Annotated in this window: 19 protein-coding genes; 15 read left to right on the top strand and 4 right to left on the bottom strand. The window is 32.1% G+C overall.

The window, feature by feature from the left end; genetic code table 11:
* Positions 1 to 59: 59 nt before the first annotated feature.
* From Q4586_RS06725 to Q4586_RS06700, 6 genes are all read left to right on the top strand, one after another.
* A complete protein-coding gene (locus Q4586_RS06725) occupies positions 60 to 2807 on the top strand; it encodes a TonB-dependent receptor (RefSeq protein ID WP_303527638.1) in 2748 nt (915 codons plus the stop codon).
* Positions 2808 to 2929: 122 nt separating this feature from the next.
* On the top strand, positions 2930 to 4882 hold the full coding sequence (locus tag Q4586_RS06720; RefSeq protein ID WP_303527635.1) for a beta-helix domain-containing protein: 1953 nt from the start codon (positions 2930 to 2932) through the stop codon (positions 4880 to 4882).
* A gap of 112 nt (positions 4883 to 4994) precedes the next feature.
* Entirely contained in the window at positions 4995 to 6116 is a 1122-nt protein-coding gene (chrA, locus tag Q4586_RS06715; RefSeq protein ID WP_303527631.1) for a chromate efflux transporter, read from the top strand.
* Between the two features lie 80 nt (positions 6117 to 6196).
* Positions 6197 to 7429, top strand: coding sequence for a DEAD/DEAH box helicase (locus Q4586_RS06710; protein WP_303527628.1), 1233 nt, complete (start codon positions 6197 to 6199; stop codon positions 7427 to 7429).
* Positions 7430 to 7699: 270 nt separating this feature from the next.
* Positions 7700 to 8029, top strand: a complete 330-nt coding sequence (locus Q4586_RS06705; RefSeq protein WP_068702495.1) for an ArsR/SmtB family transcription factor — start codon at positions 7700 to 7702, stop codon at positions 8027 to 8029.
* 49 nt (positions 8030 to 8078) lie between these two features.
* Positions 8079 to 8546, top strand: coding sequence for a DUF6428 family protein (locus tag Q4586_RS06700; RefSeq protein WP_303527624.1), 468 nt, complete (start codon positions 8079 to 8081; stop codon positions 8544 to 8546).
* A gap of 86 nt (positions 8547 to 8632) precedes the next feature.
* Here the strand turns inward: Q4586_RS06700 and rsmG are convergent, their stop codons facing one another.
* Positions 8633 to 9262 carry a 16S rRNA (guanine(527)-N(7))-methyltransferase RsmG gene (rsmG, locus tag Q4586_RS06695; RefSeq protein WP_271406386.1) on the bottom strand — a complete coding sequence of 210 codons (630 nt, stop codon included), beginning with the start codon at positions 9260 to 9262 and terminating at the stop codon, positions 8633 to 8635.
* 146 nt (positions 9263 to 9408) lie between these two features.
* Here rsmG and Q4586_RS06690 point away from each other — a divergent pair, with 146 nt between their 5' ends.
* The 3 genes from Q4586_RS06690 to Q4586_RS06680 all read left to right on the top strand — a co-directional run bounded on the left by Q4586_RS06690 (position 9409) and on the right by Q4586_RS06680 (position 12695).
* Positions 9409 to 10500, top strand: coding sequence for a fatty acid desaturase family protein (locus Q4586_RS06690; protein WP_303527619.1), 1092 nt, complete (start codon positions 9409 to 9411; stop codon positions 10498 to 10500).
* Between the two features lie 23 nt (positions 10501 to 10523).
* Entirely contained in the window at positions 10524 to 11711 is a 1188-nt protein-coding gene (locus tag Q4586_RS06685; RefSeq protein WP_176714948.1) for a pyridoxal phosphate-dependent aminotransferase, read from the top strand.
* Positions 11712 to 11843: 132 nt separating this feature from the next.
* Positions 11844 to 12695 (top strand): hypothetical protein, encoded by an 852-nt coding sequence (locus tag Q4586_RS06680; RefSeq protein ID WP_068702488.1) that lies wholly within the window; start codon positions 11844 to 11846, stop codon positions 12693 to 12695.
* A 16-nt stretch (positions 12696 to 12711) separates the two neighbouring features.
* Here the strand turns inward: Q4586_RS06680 and Q4586_RS06675 are convergent, their stop codons facing one another.
* A complete protein-coding gene (locus Q4586_RS06675) occupies positions 12712 to 13194 on the bottom strand; it encodes a retropepsin-like aspartic protease (RefSeq protein ID WP_303527616.1) in 483 nt (160 codons plus the stop codon).
* Between the two features lie 36 nt (positions 13195 to 13230).
* Between Q4586_RS06675 and Q4586_RS06670 the strand changes: the two genes are divergently transcribed.
* Genes Q4586_RS06670 through Q4586_RS06660 form a run of 3 tightly spaced genes read left to right on the top strand, consistent with a single transcriptional unit; the run spans position 13231 to position 14905 of the window.
* Complete coding sequence (locus Q4586_RS06670; protein ID WP_303527614.1) at positions 13231 to 13995, top strand: TatD family hydrolase; 765 nt, start codon at positions 13231 to 13233, stop codon at positions 13993 to 13995.
* A 4-nt stretch (positions 13996 to 13999) separates the two neighbouring features.
* Complete coding sequence (locus tag Q4586_RS06665) at positions 14000 to 14398, top strand: NUDIX hydrolase (RefSeq protein WP_068702481.1); 399 nt, start codon at positions 14000 to 14002, stop codon at positions 14396 to 14398.
* Positions 14399 to 14407: 9 nt separating this feature from the next.
* The gene (locus Q4586_RS06660) at positions 14408 to 14905 is read left to right on the top strand and encodes a methylated-DNA--[protein]-cysteine S-methyltransferase (RefSeq protein ID WP_068702479.1); all 498 of its coding nucleotides are present in this window, start codon (positions 14408 to 14410) and stop codon (positions 14903 to 14905) included.
* Between the two features lie 138 nt (positions 14906 to 15043).
* On the opposite strand, the gene Q4586_RS06655 is transcribed toward Q4586_RS06660, so the two are convergent.
* Positions 15044 to 15496 carry a nucleoside deaminase gene (locus Q4586_RS06655; protein WP_068702477.1) on the bottom strand — a complete coding sequence of 151 codons (453 nt, stop codon included), beginning with the start codon at positions 15494 to 15496 and terminating at the stop codon, positions 15044 to 15046.
* A 62-nt stretch (positions 15497 to 15558) separates the two neighbouring features.
* On the opposite strand from Q4586_RS06655, the gene Q4586_RS06650 reads away from it, so the two are divergent.
* Positions 15559 to 16326, top strand: a complete 768-nt coding sequence (locus Q4586_RS06650; RefSeq protein WP_068702475.1) for a UDP-2,3-diacylglucosamine diphosphatase — start codon at positions 15559 to 15561, stop codon at positions 16324 to 16326.
* A 47-nt stretch (positions 16327 to 16373) separates the two neighbouring features.
* On the opposite strand, the gene Q4586_RS06645 is transcribed toward Q4586_RS06650, so the two are convergent.
* On the bottom strand, positions 16374 to 19004 hold the full coding sequence (locus Q4586_RS06645) for a TonB-dependent receptor (RefSeq protein WP_303527606.1): 2631 nt from the start codon (positions 19002 to 19004) through the stop codon (positions 16374 to 16376).
* Positions 19005 to 19198: 194 nt separating this feature from the next.
* Here Q4586_RS06645 and Q4586_RS06640 point away from each other — a divergent pair, with 194 nt between their 5' ends.
* Positions 19199 to 20188 (top strand): AAA family ATPase, encoded by a 990-nt coding sequence (locus Q4586_RS06640; protein WP_068702470.1) that lies wholly within the window; start codon positions 19199 to 19201, stop codon positions 20186 to 20188.
* A 76-nt stretch (positions 20189 to 20264) separates the two neighbouring features.
* Entirely contained in the window at positions 20265 to 21128 is an 864-nt protein-coding gene (locus tag Q4586_RS06635) for a DUF58 domain-containing protein (protein WP_068702468.1), read from the top strand.
* Positions 21129 to 21143: the final 15 nt, after the last annotated feature.

The raw sequence follows: 21143 nt of genomic DNA, 5'->3' as shown, positions 1-21143 counted from the left end.
ATTACTTTTACTTCTTAGATTGAATTTTGCCCTTAAATAATATAGAATTCAATTTAGTAATGAAAAAAATACTATTCGTAGCTTTTTTAAGCTTATGTAATTTAGCCTTTTCTCAAAGCAAAGGTACTGTTTCTGGTGTGGTTACAGACAAAGAAATGAACAATGAAGCACTACCTTTTGCAAATGTTTTTATCAAAGGAACCTCAATAGGAGCAACTACAGATATAGATGGTAAATATAGCCTTAGCGCACCTGAAGGAAATCAAACGATTGTTTTCAGTTTTGTTGGTTATCAGACCATAGAAAAAAATATTGTTATTAAGGCAAACCAAGGAGTAATTGTTAATCAAGCAATTGGCGCAAACGAAGGTGTTGCATTAGATGAAGTTCAAATTAACGCAACAGTTAGTAAAGAAAAATCAAGTGCTTTATTATTAGAGCAAAAGAAAGCTGTTATAATTAAAGAAAGTATTGGTGCTCAAGAATTAGCTAAAAAAGGTGTTTCAGATGCAGCAACAGCAACTACAAAAATTGCTGGAGTTAATAAAAGTGAAGGTTCAGGTAATATATATATTCGTGGTTTAGGCGATAGATATTTATCTACAACAATGAACGGACTCCCTATTCCTTCTGATGATGTAAGTAACAAAAATGTTGATTTAGGTTTATTTAACACCAATGTTATACAAAATGTTGGTATTAGTAAAACGTATGCTACTTCTAGTTATTCAGACCAAGCATCAGGTAATGTAGATGTTTCATCAAAAGAATATACTAAAGATATTTTCTCGATTAGCATTAGCGGTGGAGGAAACTCAAACGCTTTAGATGTTGACAATTTTAAACAAAGTACTATTAGTGATGATGTAACTTTTGGATTTCATAAAAAAAAGTATGCTTTACAAAACTTAATGACATTACAAGGATGGGACACTAAAAACGTAGCAACTCCTATCAATTATGGAATTTCATTATCAGGCGCTAAGAAATTCAACTTTCTTAACAAACAATGGAAAGTTTTAACATCTATTTCACACTCAAAATCTGCTGAATACAGAAGTGGATTATTTAAATCATACAGATCAAATGTATTAAACAACTCATTTACTGATGTTGAAAATTTTATCTCAAAAACAAATAGTACGGGGTACATAAGAGCAGATGTTAAGTTAAATGACAACAATAAAATAAAGTACAACACCTTATTTGTAAACAAAGGAGAAGATGGTTTGTATGAACAAGGTAGAAACGGCGAAGGCTATGTGTTTGACCAAGACCCGCAAGAAGATGGAGCTTTTGTAAGAGATCAAAACTTTAAACAAACCACCATGTTTATAAACCAATTAATGGGGGAACATAAGTGGAATAAAAACAACCAATTAAATTGGGCTACTGGTTATAATTACGTTTTAGCCGAAGAACCTAATCGTATCAGAAATGAAGTAAATATTTTAAACCCAACCACAAGCCCATTAATTCAATTTGCTCACGTAGGAGATTATCAGCAAAGAAAATCTTCTCAAAAAATTGAAGATATTGAATACAACGCTTACATTGAAAACCAATGGTCTTTAGGGCAAGTAGCTGACGAATATGATGCCAAACCTTATAAATTAAACTACGGTTTAAATTTTCGTAAAAAAGAAAGAAGTTTTAACTCATTGTTTTTAGGTTTTAGAGCAAAAGGCTTTACCGCCCCTTCTATCGATCAAATCTCAGAAGTTTTACAATTAGGAACAAATTCAGGATTAACTTTAAGAGAACAGCAACCTGACTTTTACCAAGGTGAATTATTAGTTTTAGCTGCATATACTAATTTTGATTTTAAATTTGACAACAAACTATCTGGTAACATTGGTTTACGTTTTGAAAGAGATGAAATAGATATGTCTTGGGATGTATCAAATCGTCCTGGGAGATACGGAACAACTAACAAAGTATACGAAAGTTTATACCCAAGTGTTAACTTAAAATACGAATTAAACGACAGAAACTTTATTCGTTTTGCTTCAAGTGTAACACAAACATTACCAGAATTTAAAGAATTATCTCCTTTCGAATATGTATCTCCAACAGGTCGTGTTATTGGAGGTAATGAAAACTTAGAAAAATCAGACGTATATAATCTTGATTTAAAATGGGAGTTTTTTCCTAGCAGAAGCGAATTACTTTCAGCTACTGCCTTTTACAAGCAAATCAACAATCCGATTAACCTAACTCAAGATCAAGGTTCATCAGGTTACTTTAAATTTTTTAATACCGGAGATCAAGCAGATATTATAGGTTTAGAGCTTGAAGGTAGATTTGATTTATTAAAAAACGATGAAGACGAAACTGTTTTAAACGCTACTGCTAACTTAACAAAAATGTGGTTCAATCAAGATTTAGATGCTAAATACCAATTTAAAGGTAAAAGCGAATCTGAGTTACAAGGCGCTTCTGACTTTATTGTTAACGGTTCTATCGGATACTCAAATAATAAAGAAAATGAATTTTCTGCTACACTAACAGGTAACTATTCATCTGATAAAATTTACGCATTAGGAGCTCCTGAAGATTTTACTAACAGCGCTACTCTTTATAATGATGAAATTATTGAAAAAGGGTTTGTAACTCTTGATTTAGTTATAAGTAAACAATTATTTAAAGGATTTACAGCTAAACTTGTAGGTAAAAACCTATTAAACCCAGCTATCAAACAAACACAACTAGTTCGTAATTTAAATACTTTAATTGAAACAAACGAAACTGTGTTGTCTTATAAAAAAGGGAGACAGCTTTCATTAAGCTTAAACTACAATTTCTAACAAACACAAAACCTTAATTTAACATTTAACTTTTTATATAACAATCAGTTAATATTTAGTTAAAAGAAACAAAAAACGAAGGCTTTTAATTTGCATAACGAAATTAAACAAAACAAATAAAAATGAAAAGACCATTTAAATTATTAAGTATTGCTGCTTTATCAATCGCTGCTTTAACATTTACAAATTGTAGTAGTGATGATCCAGCAATTTTACCTCCAGATACTTCTAATGTTGTAGAAAAATTAAAGAGTGGTATTATGAGTGGTGAACTTACCGAAGATTACACATTAACTAGCCCATCATACGCATTAACAAGTGCTTTTATTATTAAAGAAGGTGCTACTTTAACAATACCTGCTGGTACAAGTATTGTTGCTGATGCTAGCGGAACTGACATCTACTTAGCAGTATTACAAGGTGGTAAAATCAACATTAACGGAACCAATAACAACCCGGTTGTTATGAGTTCTGCTGAAGGTAAACCTGGAGATTGGGGTGGTTTAACCATATGCGGTAAAGCAACTACCACTGCAGGAACAGATGTTACTGCTGAAGTTGGTGGATTTATTTATGGTGGTAATGATGACGCTGATAATTCTGGAGTTATAAAAAATCTAGTAATTAAAGGTACAGGAGCACAAATAACTATAGATGCTCAATACAATGGAGTTTCTTTTTACTCAGTAGGTTCAGGTACAACTGTTGAAAATATTGCTGTTTTTGATGGTGCTGATGATGGTGTAGAGTTTTTTGGAGGTACGGTTTCTGCTAAGAACATCTACTTAGAAAATTTAGAAGACGATGCTATTGATTGGACAGAAGGATGGAATGGTACTATTGAAAACTCTTATGTTGTTAATACTAAAATTGATTTCTCAACAGTTGTAGAGGCTGACAAAGATAACGGAAACCCTAAATTAGTTAACCTTACAGCTAAATCGATCGTAGGAGGTACAGCTTTACAATTTAAAAAGAATTCTGGTGCTACAATTACAAATTTACATATAGATGGATATGATAAAAACATCGATATGAAAGATGACGGTGCTTTATCTAATGTTATTATTGACGGTAGTGCAGCTCAAACTGATAAAGACTATATGGATGGTACTAAAGTAGACATCTCTAGCTGGTCATTCATTAACGGAGAAATTGTTGAAATCACTCCTTTGGTAGGTGAAGTTACCGGAAACATCACATTAACAGCTGATAAAACATACAATTTAACAGGTTCTTACATCGTTAAAGATGGAGGTATTTTAAATATTGAAGCAGGAACAAAAATCATTGTTGATGCTAAAGGAACGGATGTATACATAGCAGTTTTACAAGGTGGTAAAATTAACATTAACGGTACTGCTGATGCTCCTGTTGTAATGAGTTCTGCTAACGGTCAACCTGGAGATTGGGGTGGATTAACCATCTGTGGTAAAGCAACTACCTCTGCAGGAACTGATGTTACTGCTGAAGTTGGTGGATTCAACTATGGAGGTAATGACGATGCAGACAACTCTGGATCTGTTAAATATTTAGTTATTAAAGGAACTGGTGCTCAAATTAATATTAATTCTCAATACAACGGAGTTTCTTTTTACTCAGTAGGTTCTGGTACAACTGTTGAAAACATTGCTGTTATTAACGGTGCTGATGATGGTGTTGAATTTTTTGGAGGAACAGTTTCTGCTAAAAATTTATACTTAGTAAATAACGAAGATGACTCAGTAGATTGGACTGAAGGATGGAACGGTAAAGTAACTAACACTTACATTTCTCATACTATTGATAATTTTTCAACTGCTTTTGAAGGAGATAAAGTAAATGGTAATCCTCAATTTGAAAACTTAACTGCTATTTCAACTACCGGTGGTACAGGATTACAGTTTAAAAAACAATCAGGTGCAACTATTACTAATATCTGGTTAGAAGGGTATGATACAAACATCGACATGAAAGATGATGGTGATTTATCAAATATTAAAATAGATGGAGCTGACGCTTCTACAACTGCTGACTATAAAACAGGTACAAAAGTAGATGTTTCTACTTGGCCTTGGAAATCAGCTGGATTATAATATAACTCATTACAATAATGAAAAACCGAGCCTCACAGCTCGGTTTTTTTTTGCTTTAAAGAGAACTCTAGCTACTTTTTAATAAATTCGCTATTACTAACAACAAAGGTTGATGTCTCAAAAAAACGACTTAAAAGAAATTGCCAAACTATTTTTTAAACTAGGAAGCATCGCTTTTGGTGGGCCTGCAGCTCATATTGCAATGATGGAAGATGAAGTAGTAAAGAAAAGAAAATGGATGACGCAAGATCATTTTTTAGACCTTATCGGAGCTACCAATTTAATTCCCGGTCCAAACTCAACCGAAATGACGATGCATTGCGGTCATGAAAAAGCAGGTTGGAAAGGCTTAATTGTTGCAGGATTTTCATTTGTTTTTCCTGCTGTTATTATTACTTCAATTTTTGCATGGTTATATCAAGAATATGGACAACTACCAAAAGTTGAGCCTTTTATTTATGGCATAAAACCAGCTGTAATTGCCGTAATCATTATGGCAGCTTACCGACTAGGTAAAAAAGCTATTAAAAATGTGCAATTAGCAATTCTAGGTTTAATCGCGCTAATTTTATGTTTATCAGGCATCAACGAAATCATCACGCTATTAAGTTGTGGTTTATTTGGGTTTGTTTTTTATCTTTTTCAACAAAAAAAGAATACGCTACACAGCTTTATTCCATTTTTACTATTTCAATCTAATGAACAGTTAAACTTAAGCAACTTAAAAATTGGACTTACTTTTTTAAAAATAGGAACCATTTTATATGGTAGTGGCTATGTTTTATTTGCTTTTTTAGATACCGAACTCGTTGCAAACGGTTGGTTAACCAGGCAAGCATTGATTGATGCCGTTGCAGTCGGACAAATTACGCCTGGCCCCGTTTTATCAACCGCTACTTTTATCGGGTGGCAGCTAAACGGAATAACAGGAGCATTAGTTGCTACAATCGGAATCTTTTTACCTTCTTTTATTTTCGTTTTAATTCTAAATCCTTTAATGCCAAAAATTAGAAAATCTAATATCATCCGTGCAGTTTTAGATGCCGTTAACGTGGCTGCCGTGGCATTGATTATTGCAGTTTGCCTTAACATGGCTAAAGATACGCTAACCGACTGGCGAACCATTGTTATTGCCATTATTAGTTTAATTACTGTATTTGGATTTAAAAAACTAAACAGTGCTTTTATTGTTTTAGGAGGATCTATTTTTGGTTTCATATTAACTTATATATAGATTTTTACCACCCTGTAAAGTATATTTTAAACAACCTATATCGTTTCATTTACAGTATCTTTGCAAAAAATAAAGAAGCAATGCAATTTTCAGATTTACATCTTAACAAAGCTATTTTAAAAGCATTAAACGAAGAAAGGTATCACAAAGCTACATTAGTGCAGCAAAAAGTAATTCCACTTGCGTTAAGTGGAAAAGATGTAATTGTTGGTTCGCAAACCGGCTCAGGAAAAACCGCCGCTTTTGCTTTGCCTATTATAAACGAATTATCTAAAGAACAAGACTCAGAAAAGGGCGAAAAGAAAATAAAAGCTTTAATCATAAGTCCTACGAGAGAATTAGCCATACAAATTCAGGAGAATTTCATCATCTATAGCAAGTATACTAATTTACGAACAACTGCTGTGTATGGAGGTATTTCAACAAAACCTCAAAAAGATGTTTTAGCAAAAGGCGTTGATATTTTAATTGCAACACCAGGGCGTTTTATTGATTTACACAAACAAGGAAGCATTGATTTACGCTTATTAAAAACTTTTGTTTTAGATGAAGCCGATTTAATGTTAGACATGGGTTTTATTCAAGATGTAAGAAAAATTGAAGAGCTTTGTCCTCGTAAAAAACAAACACTCCTATTTTCGGCTACCATGCCCGAAAAAGTAAACGATTTAGCAAAATCGATGCTTTACAAACCAGAAACTGTTAATGTTATTCCTACCGACAATTCGGTTAATAAAATTGGGCAATTATTATATTACACTCCCAAAAAAAACAAAGTAGATTTATGTTTACACTTACTACGTAATACTATTCAAGGACGCATAATTATTTTTAGGCGTACCAAATTTGGCGTTGATAAATTAGAGCAAACACTTATAAAAAATGGCTATAAAGTAACCAGTGTACACGGTGATAAAACACAAATTTTACGCAACCAAGCCATTGAAGATTTTAAAAACAACAAAGCAAACATTTTAATTGCTACCGATGTTGCTGCACGCGGTATAGACATTCATAAAATTGATGCCGTTATTAATGTAGACATCCCCAATGTACCCGAAACCTATGTACATAGAATTGGTAGAACAGGTAGAGCAGGAAAATCTGGAATTGCCTTTTCACTTTGTAGTGCCGATGAAACTAGCTACATAAAAGCAATTCAAGAATTTTTAAAGAGACCAATAAAAATCATTGAAGATCATCCGTTTCTTTTAGTAAAACCAAAACATAAAAAGCAACCAAATACCATTAGTAAAAACAAAAAAGGGCGAAAATCTGAAGCTTCAAAAAAGAAGAAAAAACGCTGGTATTAAAAAGTAAAACTCTCAAAACCTCTTCAAATCTACCGAAGGGGTTTTTAAATTTTTAACTAAAATAAGTTGAAGCTATTACCCGCTTTACGCACTCGCTCTCTGCGAGGAGCTCAAACAAATGCTGCAATCGGGGCTAAGCTAACTTACAAAGTTTTTGCAAATCGATAAACAACGCTCACAAATCTTTTAAGCAATAAAAACCCTTCTAAAAACGGTATATTTTGCTAAATCAAATATTAATCGTAATATTGCAATATAATAATTATCTTAATGGGGCTTACCAAATCAGAAATATTTACACCACAACAAAATGACCTTGCTAAAATAGCAAAAGTACTAGGGCATCCAGCACGTATTGCTATTTTACAATACCTATTTAAAATAAATTCGTGTGTATGTGGCGATTTAGTGAATGAAATAGGCTTGGCGCAACCAACAATATCCCAACACTTAAAAGAATTAAAAAATCTGAATCTTATCAAAGGAAACATTGAAGGAACCAGTGTTTGTTATTGTATAGATCAAGAAAATTGGACAAACATAAAAACCTTATTAAATAGTTTTTTAAACCTTGACAGCAACCCAAATACTTGCTGTTAAAAAAATTTACAATCATTAATCGCAATATTGCAATTAAAATAAAAAAGACATGAAATTATCAGAAATTAAAAATCATCTAGCTTCTTTAAAAACCATCGCTTTTCAATTACCAAATGGTCAATTAGTACCCAACCATTTTCATGTATCGGAAGTTGGAAAAATCACCAAAAACTTTATTGATTGTGGCGGAACCGTAAGAAACGAAGAAGTAGTAAACTTTCAATTATGGGAAGCTGATGATTACGATCACAGGTTACACCCAGAAAAGTTAACACATATTATTGAACTTTCAGAAAAAGTATTAAATATTCCTGATTTAAATATCGAAGTAGAATACCAGGGAAATACTATTGGTAAATATGGATTAGATTTTGACGGTACAAATTTCTTACTAACCTCTACAAAAACAGATTGTTTAGCAAAGGATAATTGTGGAATTCCTCAAGAAAAACCAAAATTAAAATTTTCAGAATTACAACAACAAAATGCTTGTGCCCCAAACTCAGGATGCTGCTAAAAAATAAAAACTGTCTAAAATTGAATCATTAAGTATACAAGATTCGGTTTTAGGCAGTTTTTAAATCATCGTTTAAAATATGGTAGTTAGGCTTTAAACTTCATCCCTAAATGCACCACTTTTTTAGTTTCAAAAAAATCTTCTTCAAAAAAATCAGGTAAATTATAAATGGTTGCTGATGTATATTTTTCTAGCTCTACCGATAAATCACCACCTTTTAAGTATAAAATTCCGTTTTTTAAATCATGGTTTTGCTTTTTTGATATTTTCCCTTTTGTCCAACCAACAAAAGTTTCCATTTGTGCAACAGCTCTACTAACAATAAAATCGTATGTATCTTTAACCTCTTCAACACGTCCGTTAGTTGTTTTTACATTTTGTAGCCCCAAACCTTCAGCAACCTCGTTTACAACTTTTATTTTTTTCCCGATTGAATCAACCAAATGAAATTGAGTTTCTGGAAATAAAATAGCCAATGGAATTCCTGGAAAACCGCCACCAGTACCAACATCCATTACTTTAGACCCCGGTTTAAACTGCATTACTTTTGCTATTCCTAGAGAATGCAATACGTGACGTAAATACAATTCATCAATATCTTTACGAGAAACAACATTAATTTTTAAATTCCAATCTTCATATAACTCTTGTAATTTAGAAAACTGGTCTAACTGTGTTTCAGTTAAATTACTGAAGTATTTTTTTATAAGTTCCATTAAATAATTTTTTCGCTGCAAAAATAAAAAACTAATTCCGTAATCGTTATTTATCTAACAAAAGATATATTTCTTGTTAAAAAATTAATTTACACAATAACCATCTAGTAAAAACGTTTATTTTTGCGGTTTGTAATACACAATACATGAAGACAATAAACTTCTCAAGAACGAATAATGCAAAGTTCTTTCGAACTCTAAACAAACGAGTTAATTCTTATTTTAAAGAAAACAATATAAAACGTACTGGTAACTGGAAACTATACTCCAAGGCTATTGTTATGTTTGCTGCTTTTTTAGTGCCATTTATATTAATATTAACAGTAAACATGCCGCAATGGTTAATGGCGCTACTTATTGTAATTACTGGTGTTGGTATGGCTGGCGTGGGCATGAATGTAATGCATGATGCTAATCATGAATCTTTTTCAAGCAAAAATTGGCTAAATAAATTAATGGGGAGCAGTATTTATATTTTGGCTGGTAATGTGTATAATTGGAAAGTACAACATAATGTTTTGCATCATACGTTTACCAATATAAAAGGGCATGATGAAGATATTGATGCAGGTAGAATTATTCGTTTTTCTAAACACTCAAAATGGTTACCAATACATAAATTTCAAAAGTTTTACTCAATATTTTTATACGGACTATTAACCATTAACTGGGCTATAACAACCGATTTTAAGCAAATGAGTAATTATTTAAAACGTAAATTATCCTACGGTAAATTTCCAAACCCTAAAATAGAATGGACAAAATTAGTAATCTCTAAAGTTATCTATTATTCTTTATGGATTTTATTACCATTACTTGTTTTAAACATTGCTTGGTGGAAAGTTTTAGTAGGCTTTTTTATTATGCATTATACCGCTGGTATGATTTTAAGTGTAGTGTTTCAATTAGCACATGTAGTGCCAAATACTAAAATGCCTTTACCAGATAAAGAAGGTAATTTAGAACATACATGGGCGGTACATCAACTATACACCACTTCTAACTTTGCGCCTAAAAACTGGTTAATTAATTTTTATACTGGTGGATTAAATCATCAAGTAGAACACCATATTTTTCCTAACATCTCGCACATTCATTATAATAAATTAGCAAAAATAGTGCGTGAAACTGCTGAGGAGTTTAATTTACCTTACAACGAATACAAAACAATGACAAGAGCACTTATTGAGCACTTTAAACAACTAGGCTCTTTAGGAAAAGAACCTCAATTAGCATAAATAACACACAACTAAACAATACAATGTCAAATCCATTATCAAACAGAATTAACAGTTTACCTGTATCGCAAACCTTAGCAATGGCTGCTAAAGCAAGAGAATTAAAAGCCGCTGGTAAAGATATTATTAGCTTAAGTTTAGGAGAGCCTGATTTTAACACTCCTGATTTTATTAAAGATGCTGCTATCGAAGCAATTAATCAAGATTATAATTCATACACTCCTGTTGATGGATATGTAGAATTAAAAGAAGCTATTTGCGAAAAATTTAAACGTGATAATGATTTAACTTATACACCAAATCAAATTGTTGTATCAACAGGGGCAAAACAATCAATTGCAAACATTGCACAAGTTTTATTAAACCCTGGTGACGAAGTTTTATTACCTGCACCTTATTGGGTAAGTTATTCTGCAATTGCAACTTTATGCGAAGCTAAATTTGTTGAAATTCCATCATCTATCGATAGTGATTTTAAAATTACTCCAGCACAATTAGAAGCAGCGATTACGCCAAAAACAAAGATGATTTTCTTTAACTCTCCCAACAATCCAAGCGGAACAATTTATTCGGAGAGTGAATACAGAGCATTGGCTAAAGTATTAGAAAAACATCCGCAGATATACATACTATCAGACGAAATTTACGAGCATATTAATTACGGAACAAAACCGTTTAGTTTTGCTGCTATCGAAAACATGTTCGATCGTACTATTACCGTAAACGGATTAGCTAAAGCATTTGCTATGACTGGTTGGAGAATAGGTTTCATTGGCGCTCCCCAATGGATTGCTAAAGCTTGTACTAAAATGCAAGGGCAAATAACATCGGGTACAAACTGTATTGCACAGCGCGCTGCAATTACTGCTGTTTTAGCCGAACCAACTAAAGTACAATACATGGTTGATGAATTTAAAACGCGTAGAAATATGGTTTTAGAGCTATTAGGTGAAATAGACGGATTTAAACTAAACGTACCTGAAGGTGCTTTTTATGTTTTCCCTGATATTTCTGCTTTCTTCGGAAAAACCTTTAAAGGCAAAGAAATTAAAAATGCAAGCGATTTTTCTATGTTATTGTTAGAAGAAGCCAACGTAGCAACCGTTACAGGTGAAGCCTTTGGTGCTCCTGATTGTATTCGTATGTCTTACGCGGCGTCAGAATTACAATTACGTGAAGCTATTAAGAGAATTAAAGAAGTATTAAGTTAATCTTTATACGTTTTATATATAAAAAGGGTAGTAATTTTAAAATTACTACCCTTTTTTATTTCTTTTAAGATATTTTTACAAGACTCTAACTTAGAGAAGACCAAACATTCAAAAGTTTTTATTGAACATCAAATGAACATATTACTTGCTATTACTAATATACTTTTTAACCCTTTTTCTTTTTTAATTTTTATATCATTTTCATTTAAAAAAGATTCGTATTTCTTTACTAAAGAGGGTACAAATGTTATGAAACTGAAATTAGTACCCTATTTACTCTTCTACTCAATTTATCTAACCACTATACTCTGTGTAACCTATCTTTTTAGTTTTTACAATGATTTTAATTTCTGGGAAGTTTTTATTCCTAAAAATTTATATATTTCATCAATTACTTGGCTAATAACAGCTATTACTTTACGCGCTTATTTAAAAGGAATGGAAGGTAATATTATGGGCTTTATATTTTTCCCCTTACTTATACTATCAATATTAACCTTAACCATATTTAGCTTTTTTGATATATTATCTTACCCAAAATTACTAACATCAAACCTACCTATACTAAAAATAAATTTCTGGCTTAGACTACTTATACATTCCTTTTGCCCTTTTTACATTATAGTTTTTCTTAATTCTAAAGAACATGAGAAAAGAGAAAAAGATGATTTTATTACACCTCTTTTAAGCAGTCTAATACTACAGTTTATGTTTTTTAGTATTAATTGGGTTATTACTTATTTATTTGGCACCCCACTTACCTTTTCACTATTTTTTGGAGAAGGACAAACCATTGTGTACTATATACCAATGATTGGAGGTTTCTTCCTTTTTGTACTATTCTTTTTATCTAAAATAATACCTACAGAAAAAAGTAAACGATACAAACTAGAAACCATATCCTACTATGTAACCTTTATTAACTTTGGTCTTATAATTTTAGAACTTATAAATTACCTCAACTTAATAAGTGCTTCTTTTTAATAAAAAAGTCTTAGAATTAAAACGGAACTTTTACCAACTTTTTACGTTTTCTCTTTTTTAATTTTTTCAAATACAATACTTTTTTATCGTAATCTATAAATGCTTTTCCGCTCTCTAAAACATCAGCACCAATAATTCCATTTACTTTATCAGCCTTATGCTGTGTTAAAGCCGTATTTACATGACTCAAGTCAAACAACACTAAATTACATTGATTGGTTTGCCATTTACCAATTTTTAACCAATTATTTTCTGATTTTTTCGTTTCCATATCCGTAGCTCCAGCTCCAGCAGCCTTCACCTCACTCTCTTCAGATATTAATTTAAAATGTTCTATTAAATCTAATCCAACACATGAATTTGAAGCACCTGTATCCAAAATAAACGTCCCTTTAACACCATTAATTTCAGCTTTTAACTCTAAATGATTGGTAACAATTTTTTTGAGTTTAATTTTTATATACTTCTTTTTCTTTAATACTTTTTTCAAACTTGCCATTTCTCGTACTTTTGTCCTGTAAATATACAGCAATAAATGATTACCGATACACACACCCATTTATACTCAGACCAGTTTGATGATGATAGAAATGAAATAATGCAGCGTGCAAAAGATGCAGGAGTTTCACGTTTCTTTATTCCAGCAATAGACAGTTCTTACACTGAAAGAATGTTTGATTTAGAAAAAAATTATCCGAATGATGTTTTTTTAATGATGGGACTACACCCTACATCTGTTAAAGAAAATTACAAAGAAGAACTGGCACATGTAAGAGAGTGGATTGATAAACGTAACTTTTATGCAATTGGCGAAATTGGAATTGATTTATATTGGGACAAAACATTTTTACCTCAACAACAAGAAGCTTTTAAAACACAGATTCAATGGGCAAAAGAAAAAAAACTACCCATCGTAATTCACTGTCGCGATGCCTTTGATGAAATTTTTGAAGTGTTAGAAAGTGAAAAAGGAGATGATTTATTCGGTATTTTTCATTGTTTTACAGGAACATTAGAACAAGCAAAAAAAGCAATTTCATATAACATGAAATTAGGTATTGGAGGCGTTGCTACTTTTAAAAACGGAAAAATAGATAAATTTTTAAATCAGATCAATCTTAAACACATTGTTTTAGAAACCGATTCGCCGTATTTAGCACCAACACCATACAGAGGTAAACGTAATGAAACCGCATATATTACCAACGTGGTAGATAAATTAGTAGATATTTACGGTGTTTCTTTTGATGAAATTGCAAAAATCACTACCCAAAACTCTAAAGACATTTTTAAAGTGTAAGCGAATGAAAGAGATTGACAAAATTGCTTTAATTAAAATTACAAACGGAAAAATACTAAGTACACGCTCTAAAGGAAAAAAGAAATTTTACATTCCTGGAGGAAAAAGAGAAAGCTACGAAACCGACCAAGAAACCTTAATTCGAGAAATTAAAGAGGAGTTACAGGTAGATATTGCCCCTAAATCAATTACTTATTTCGGCACCTTTATAGCACAATCTGACGGAGACAAAACAGGTGTTCTTGTAAAAATGACTTGCTATAAAGCTACGTATATAGGAACCCCCAAGCCAAGCAATGAAATAGCAGAAATAAAATGGTTAAATTTTAACGATTTAAATAATATTTCAGAAGTTGATAAAAAAATATTCAAGGTTTTAAAAGAAAAAGAAGAGCTAACTTAAAATGATGTTTTGAAAACAGAAACAACTTATTACAAAACACCAATTGGCACAGCAAAAATTGTTGGAAATGAAAACGGAATTCAATCAGTTTCTGTGTTAGATGATGATTTCTCTACTCCGCTCGAAATGACAAAAAACAAAAATATTCCACCTTCTTTGCTAAAATGTATTACACAATTAGACGAATATTTTGCAGGCACACGAACAACCTTTCATTTAAAATTAAATCCACAAGGCACTAAATTTCAACAATCCGTTTGGAACGAATTACAAAACATTCCTTTTAATAAAACCCGAAGTTATTTACAACAAGCCAAGCAATTAGGCGACCCAAAGGCAATTAGAGCCGTAGCATCTGCCAACGGTAAAAACCCTATTTGGATAATTATTCCCTGCCACCGAATTATAGGTTCAAATGGCTCACTTACAGGATATGCAGGCGGTATTTGGCGAAAAAAATGGCTATTAGAACACGAAAGTGGTTGTAAACAACAAACATTGTTTTAAATATTAATACTTGAAGCTATTTCCCGCTTTTCGCACTCGCTCTCTGCGAGGAGCTCAAACAAATGCTACAATCGGGGCTAAGCTTAATTACCAAAAATAAAGTTCATCCCACAATTTAGTTATACTTTTAAAAAACAACTAATTCAAATTACGTTTTTCAGCAAAGAATTTCTTTAATAAAAAACTACACTCTTCAGCCAAAACTCCCGACACTATTTTTGTTTTCGGATGTAACTTTGTTCCTAAAACAGAAAAACCTAATTTAGGTTCACTTGCACCATATACTATTTTACCTACCTGTGTCCAATAACTTGCCCCTGCACACATTTGGCAAGGCTCAAGTGTAACATATAACACACAATCTTTTAAATACTTTCCGCCTAAAAAATCAGCAGCAGCAGTAAAAGCTTGCATCTCGGCATGCGCAGTAACATCGTTTAACATTTCTGTTAAATTATGCGCTCTAGCAATTATTTTATCTTTAAAAACAATTACAGCACCCACAGGAACCTCACCTTTATCAAAAGCCATTTCTGCCTCTTGCAACGCTTTTTTCATAAAATAAGTATCGTCAAACGGGTTTATTTCCATGGTATTCTTAGTGTTTTTAACAAAAGTAGCTCAAATTAGTTATTTTTACCAAAAATTACAATTTGATTTCCATTACCACTTCCGAAAATAAAAAAGTATATTTTGCTTCCGATCAACATTTAGGAGCGCCAACTTTAGAAGCTAGTTACCCGCGAGAACAAAAATTTGTTGCTTGGTTAAACGAAGTTAAAAAAGATGCTGAAGCTATATTTTTACTTGGAGATTTGTTTGATTTTTGGTTTGAATATAAAACCGTTGTCCCTAGAGGATTTGTACGTGTTTTAGGTAAATTAGCCGAAATTAAAGATAGCGGAATCCCAATTTATTTTTTTGTTGGAAACCATGATTTATGGATGCATGATTATTTTGAAAAAGAGCTAAATATTCCTGTTTTTCATAAACCACAAGAGTTTACCATAAACGGAAAAACTTTGTTAATTGGGCACGGAGATGGTTTAGGACCTCACGACAAAGGTTACAAACGCATGAAAAAGGTATTTACTTTTAAGCCTTTTAAATGGCTATTCCGTTGGTTACACCCCGACTTAGGAGTTCGTTTAGGACAATACATGTCTGTTAAAAACAAAATGATTTCTGGCGATGAAGACGCTAAGTTTTTAGGCGAAGAAAATGAATGGCTAGTACAATATTGCAAACGAAAACTAGAAACAAAACAGTATGATTATTTTGTTTTTGGACATCGTCATCTTCCTTTAGAAATTAAACTTAATCAAAATAGCGAGTACATAAACACTGGTGATTGGGTTCAATATTTTACCTACGGAGTTTTTGAAGATAAAAAACTATCTTTAAAAAAATATAATTCATAAAAAAAGCACCTTTTCAGGTGCTTTCTATATAAAATAAATGTTTCTTTTTAAAATTTAAATGTAAACCCTGCTTTAAACATTGTTCCACTAAATCCAAATTGATTTACTTCCCAAGGATATTTAAAACGTCCTCCTAAATCAGTAGTAACATCTCCTTTTGCTTCAACCTCATCTGGGTAAATATCAAATAAATTATTTACCTGCGCTGTAAAAGAAACTACCTCAGAAAATTCATATCCGAAAGATAAATCCGTAATTACTTTACCACTAAAAGTTTGATCTTTATTTGGATCAGTTGCATGTTGCCATGTTACTTCACCAAAATAGGTGTTATTTAAACCAGCACTAAACTTATTGATTTTATAATCTGCTCCGAATAAAAACTTACTACTCGGTCTAGCACTAATAATTCTTGATTGTTCTTTTCTATTAAAAATTGCATTCTTATAACCCGATAATTTTGAAGGTGTTTTCACCTCTCCTTCTAATTTTGTACGGTTAAGGTTTAAAGCTAAATTTATTCCTAATTTTCCTGATGCGAAATCAATATTTTTATAACGCATTGTATAATCAATACCTTCTGTCTTAGTATCTGCTGCATTTATAAAAAACTTAATACTTGTAACCTTATTATCATCTAAAATTTGTTGCACTGCTGCATTAGGATTTCCGTTATCATCAGTTCCAGTAATTTCACCAGAAAATAAAACTCTATCCTCAATTCTTACATTATAATAATCTAATGAAATCGTAAAATTATTAGATGCCTTTACTGTTAAACCTGCCGAAATACTTTTAGAAGTTTCTGCAAATAATGATTCCACACCTAAATCTTTAATTACTGGACTTACGTTATTAAATGTACCTTGGTTAGAAATTGTACCACCAGAAAGTAATGTTTGTACATTGCTTAAATATACTTGATGTAATGAAGGAGCTCTAAAACCAGTACCGTATGATGCACGTAATACTCCAGCTTCACCTAATTTATATCTTGAATTTAATTTCCAAGAAGTGTTTCCTCCAAAATCAGAATAATTTTCATAACGAACTGCACCTCCAATTAAAAATTTTTCAGACACATCCCAATCCAATGTTGCGTATCCTCCGATGTTTGTTCTTGTTTCGTTTAAAGCGTTTCCTGGTTGTAATCCTGGAAAAGACTGTGCCCCTCCATCAATATAAGACTCTTCTTGCCCAGCGGTAACATCAAATTTTTCTTGACGCCCCTCAAAACCTAATCCAACACTCACTTCTCCAAAAGAACGACTCACATCAAAATTACCTATAATGTTACTAAAAGCATATGCTCCTGCATCAAAAGATGTAGGGCTACTAGCTCCTAAGCTTGGATTTAATGTGTTACCAATCGTATACCCTACAGAGTTCCTACCATAACTTGCACTCGCATCTGCATCAAATTCGCCTAACTTAAACTTTGTTCCTGCTGTAAATAAGAAGTCTTTAATATCTGTTTCAAAGGTCGGTTGAAAACCTTGGTATTCTGTTCCTGCATCGTGTAATAAATTATGAGGATCTTGAACCCAATACGGAGTTCTATAAAGAGCAAAACTTTTTCCCTGTCTAATATTAAACCCTCCAAAAGCATATACTTTTGTATTATCATTTAAAGGATATTCAGCATTTACAAATAAATCTCCTTTTTTCATTTCTGGCTGCCCAATATTCATTCCTAAATCCGGGTTATCTCTTGTCCACTGATTATCAACCCCAAACAATCCGTCTTTACCAGGCTCTCCTGCTCGGTTTGTTTTATCTTGATAACTCATACCAAGCGTAGCATTTACATACCCACCATCACCAAACGTAAAAGTATGGTTAACATCAGCTTCGGCATTAAATCCATCACCTTCTTTGGTAACTCCTGCATTAACATTTACCTGTGTAAAGTCAATATTTTTCTTTAAAATAATATTGATAACTCCAGCAACCGCATCAGATCCATATTGTGCAGAGGCACCATCACGTAAAACTTCAATTCTTTCAATTGCTGCTGTAGGAATACTTTTCATATCTACTCCAACCTCTCCTTTACCTGGAGTATCGTTTACATACACTAAAGCACTTTGATTTTTACGTTTTCCATTTACCAACACAAGTGTTCTGCTTGGCCCTAAACCTCTTAAATCAGCTGGATCAAAGTGAGCTGTACCATCAGAAATTGATTGACTTGTTGAATTGTAAGAAGGAATTGCATAAGTTAACATTTTAGCTATATCAGTTTGTCCGGTAGCCTGCAATTCTTTTAAACTCACATTGTCAATAGGAACTGCCGAATCTAAAATTGTTCTAGGCTTCGAACGGTTACCTGTTAATACCACCTCATTTAAAACATTCCCCTCTTTTAAGACAACGTTTACATAGTAATTTTCAAAAACAGTTTGTTCTATTGATGTAAACCCAACTGATGAAAACACTAAGGTCACAGGTAATTTTTTTACATCAAGAGAAAACTCTCCGTTTTCGTTGGTACTAACTCCACTTACCGTGTTTTTTTTCAAAACATTCACAAAAGGAAGCGGCTCTCCGCTCTCATCAATTACCTTTCCTTTAATTGTTTGACCAAACATTGTTGTAAAAGACAATAATAAGGCACTAATAAAAAGAAAGGTCTTTTGCTTTACAGCATGACTTTTAATTTTAATTGTTTTATCCATATTGAAATAGTTAATTTTCTATAAACATACTAATATTTAGATAACACAACAAACAAAATGTTAAAATAATCACAAAATAAAAACACATACAATAATTAAAATGATGTGCTTTTTAGCTTTAACCATACTTTAACATCAGTTATTTTCTTATTATTGTAGCTTTGTTTCATAAAATAAAACAGATTTTAATTACTATGGATGTAGATGTAAGAGCCATTAATGAGAAAATTGAAAGAGAAAGTGCTTTTGTTGATTTATTAACAAACGAAATGAATAAAGTTATTGTTGGTCAAAAATATATGATCGAACGATTACTTATCGGACTTCTTGGTAACGGACATATTTTATTAGAAGGTGTACCTGGACTAGCAAAAACTCTAGCCATTAATACCTTATCTAAAGCAGTACAAGGTAGTTTTAGTCGTGTGCAGTTTACACCTGATTTATTACCTGCCGATATTGTTGGTACCATGATTTATAACATGAAAGAAAATGATTTCATGATTAAAAAAGGGCCAATTTTTGCAAACTTTGTTTTAGCAGATGAAATTAACCGTGCCCCTGCAAAAGTACAATCGGCTCTATTAGAAGCAATGCAAGAACGTCAAATTACTATTGGCGATGAAACTTTTAAGTTACAAGAACCTTTCTTGGTGATGGCAACTCAAAATCCGGTTGAGCAAGAAGGAACCTACCCTTTACCTGAAGCGCAGGTTGACCGTTTTATGTTAAAAACTGTTATCGATTATCCGAAGTTAGAAGACGAGCAAACAATTATGCGTGCTAATTTAAACGGAAGTTTTGGTAAAGTAAATCCTGTAGTTTCTATTGATCAAATTATAAACGCTCGTAAAGCTGTTAACGAAGTATATATGGATGAGAAGATTGAAAAATATATTCTTGACATTATTTTCGCAACCCGTTACCCTGAAAGATATAATTTAGAAAAATTACAACCTTTAATTAATTTTGGAGCCTCGCCTCGTGGAAGTATCAACTTAGCAAAAGCAGCTAAATGTTATGCTTTTATTAAAAGAAGAGGGTATGTAATACCAGAAGATGTTCGAGCTGTGGTAAACGATGTATTACGTCACAGAATCGGAATTACTTATGAAGCTGAAGCAGAAAACATTACTTCTTTAGATATTATAAACTCAATAATTAACGAAGTACAAGTACCGTAAATCAATTATCAAAAAAACAAGTATCAGTATAAAAATTAAGCTGATTTAAAAACTGTTAACTGACAATTGAAGAACAATGGATACAAAAGAGTTACTAAAAAAAGTTCGTAAAATAGAAATTAAGACACGTCGTTTGTCTAATCATATTTTTGGAGGAGAATACCACTCAACCTTTAAAGGGCGCGGTATGACTTTTTCTGAAGTTCGTCAATACCAATATGGAGATGACATAAGAGCTATTGATTGGAATGTAACTGCACGCTATAACGAACCTTATATAAAAGTTTTTGAAGAAGAACGCGAGCTTACGATGATGCTTGTGGTAGATATTTCTGGTTCTGAATCGTTTGGTACGTCAAATCAATTTAAAAAAGATACGGTTACTGAAATTGCAGCAACATTAGCGTTTTCTGCCATTCAAAATAATGATAAAGTTGGTTTAATTTTATTTTCTGATCAAGTAGAACTTTTTATTCCTCCTAAAAAAGGAAAAAGTCATGTACTACGAATTATTAGAGAGTTAATTGAATTTCAACCAAAAAGTAAGCAAACAAATATTAGTGAAGCCTTAAAGTTTTTATCTAATATCATAAAAAAGAAAGCCATTGTTTTTATGCTTTCTGATTTTATGGATGACAATTACGAGCGTACACTAAAACTTGTAGGTAATAAACATGATGTTACCGGTATTAGAGTGTATGATAAACACGATGAGGAAATTCCGAATTTAGGAATGGTACCTATGACCGATGCTGAAACAGGCGAAACACATTTGGTAAACACCAGTGCTTCATCTGTAAGAAAACAATACAAAACAAGTGCTTTGCGATTGGTTGATTATTTTGAAACTACTTTTAAGAAAAGCGGTGCAGGAACCATCAATACACGCGTTGATGAAAGCTATGTGAAAAAATTATTAGGTTATTTTAAACGAAAGTAATAACGATATATTTTA

Source organism: Tenacibaculum soleae, assembly GCF_030549005.1.
Taxonomy (GTDB): Bacteria; Bacteroidota; Bacteroidia; order Flavobacteriales; family Flavobacteriaceae; genus Polaribacter; species Polaribacter soleae.
Note: the sequence above shows the minus strand (reverse complement) of the source record. Positions and strands in the feature narration are given on the sequence as shown.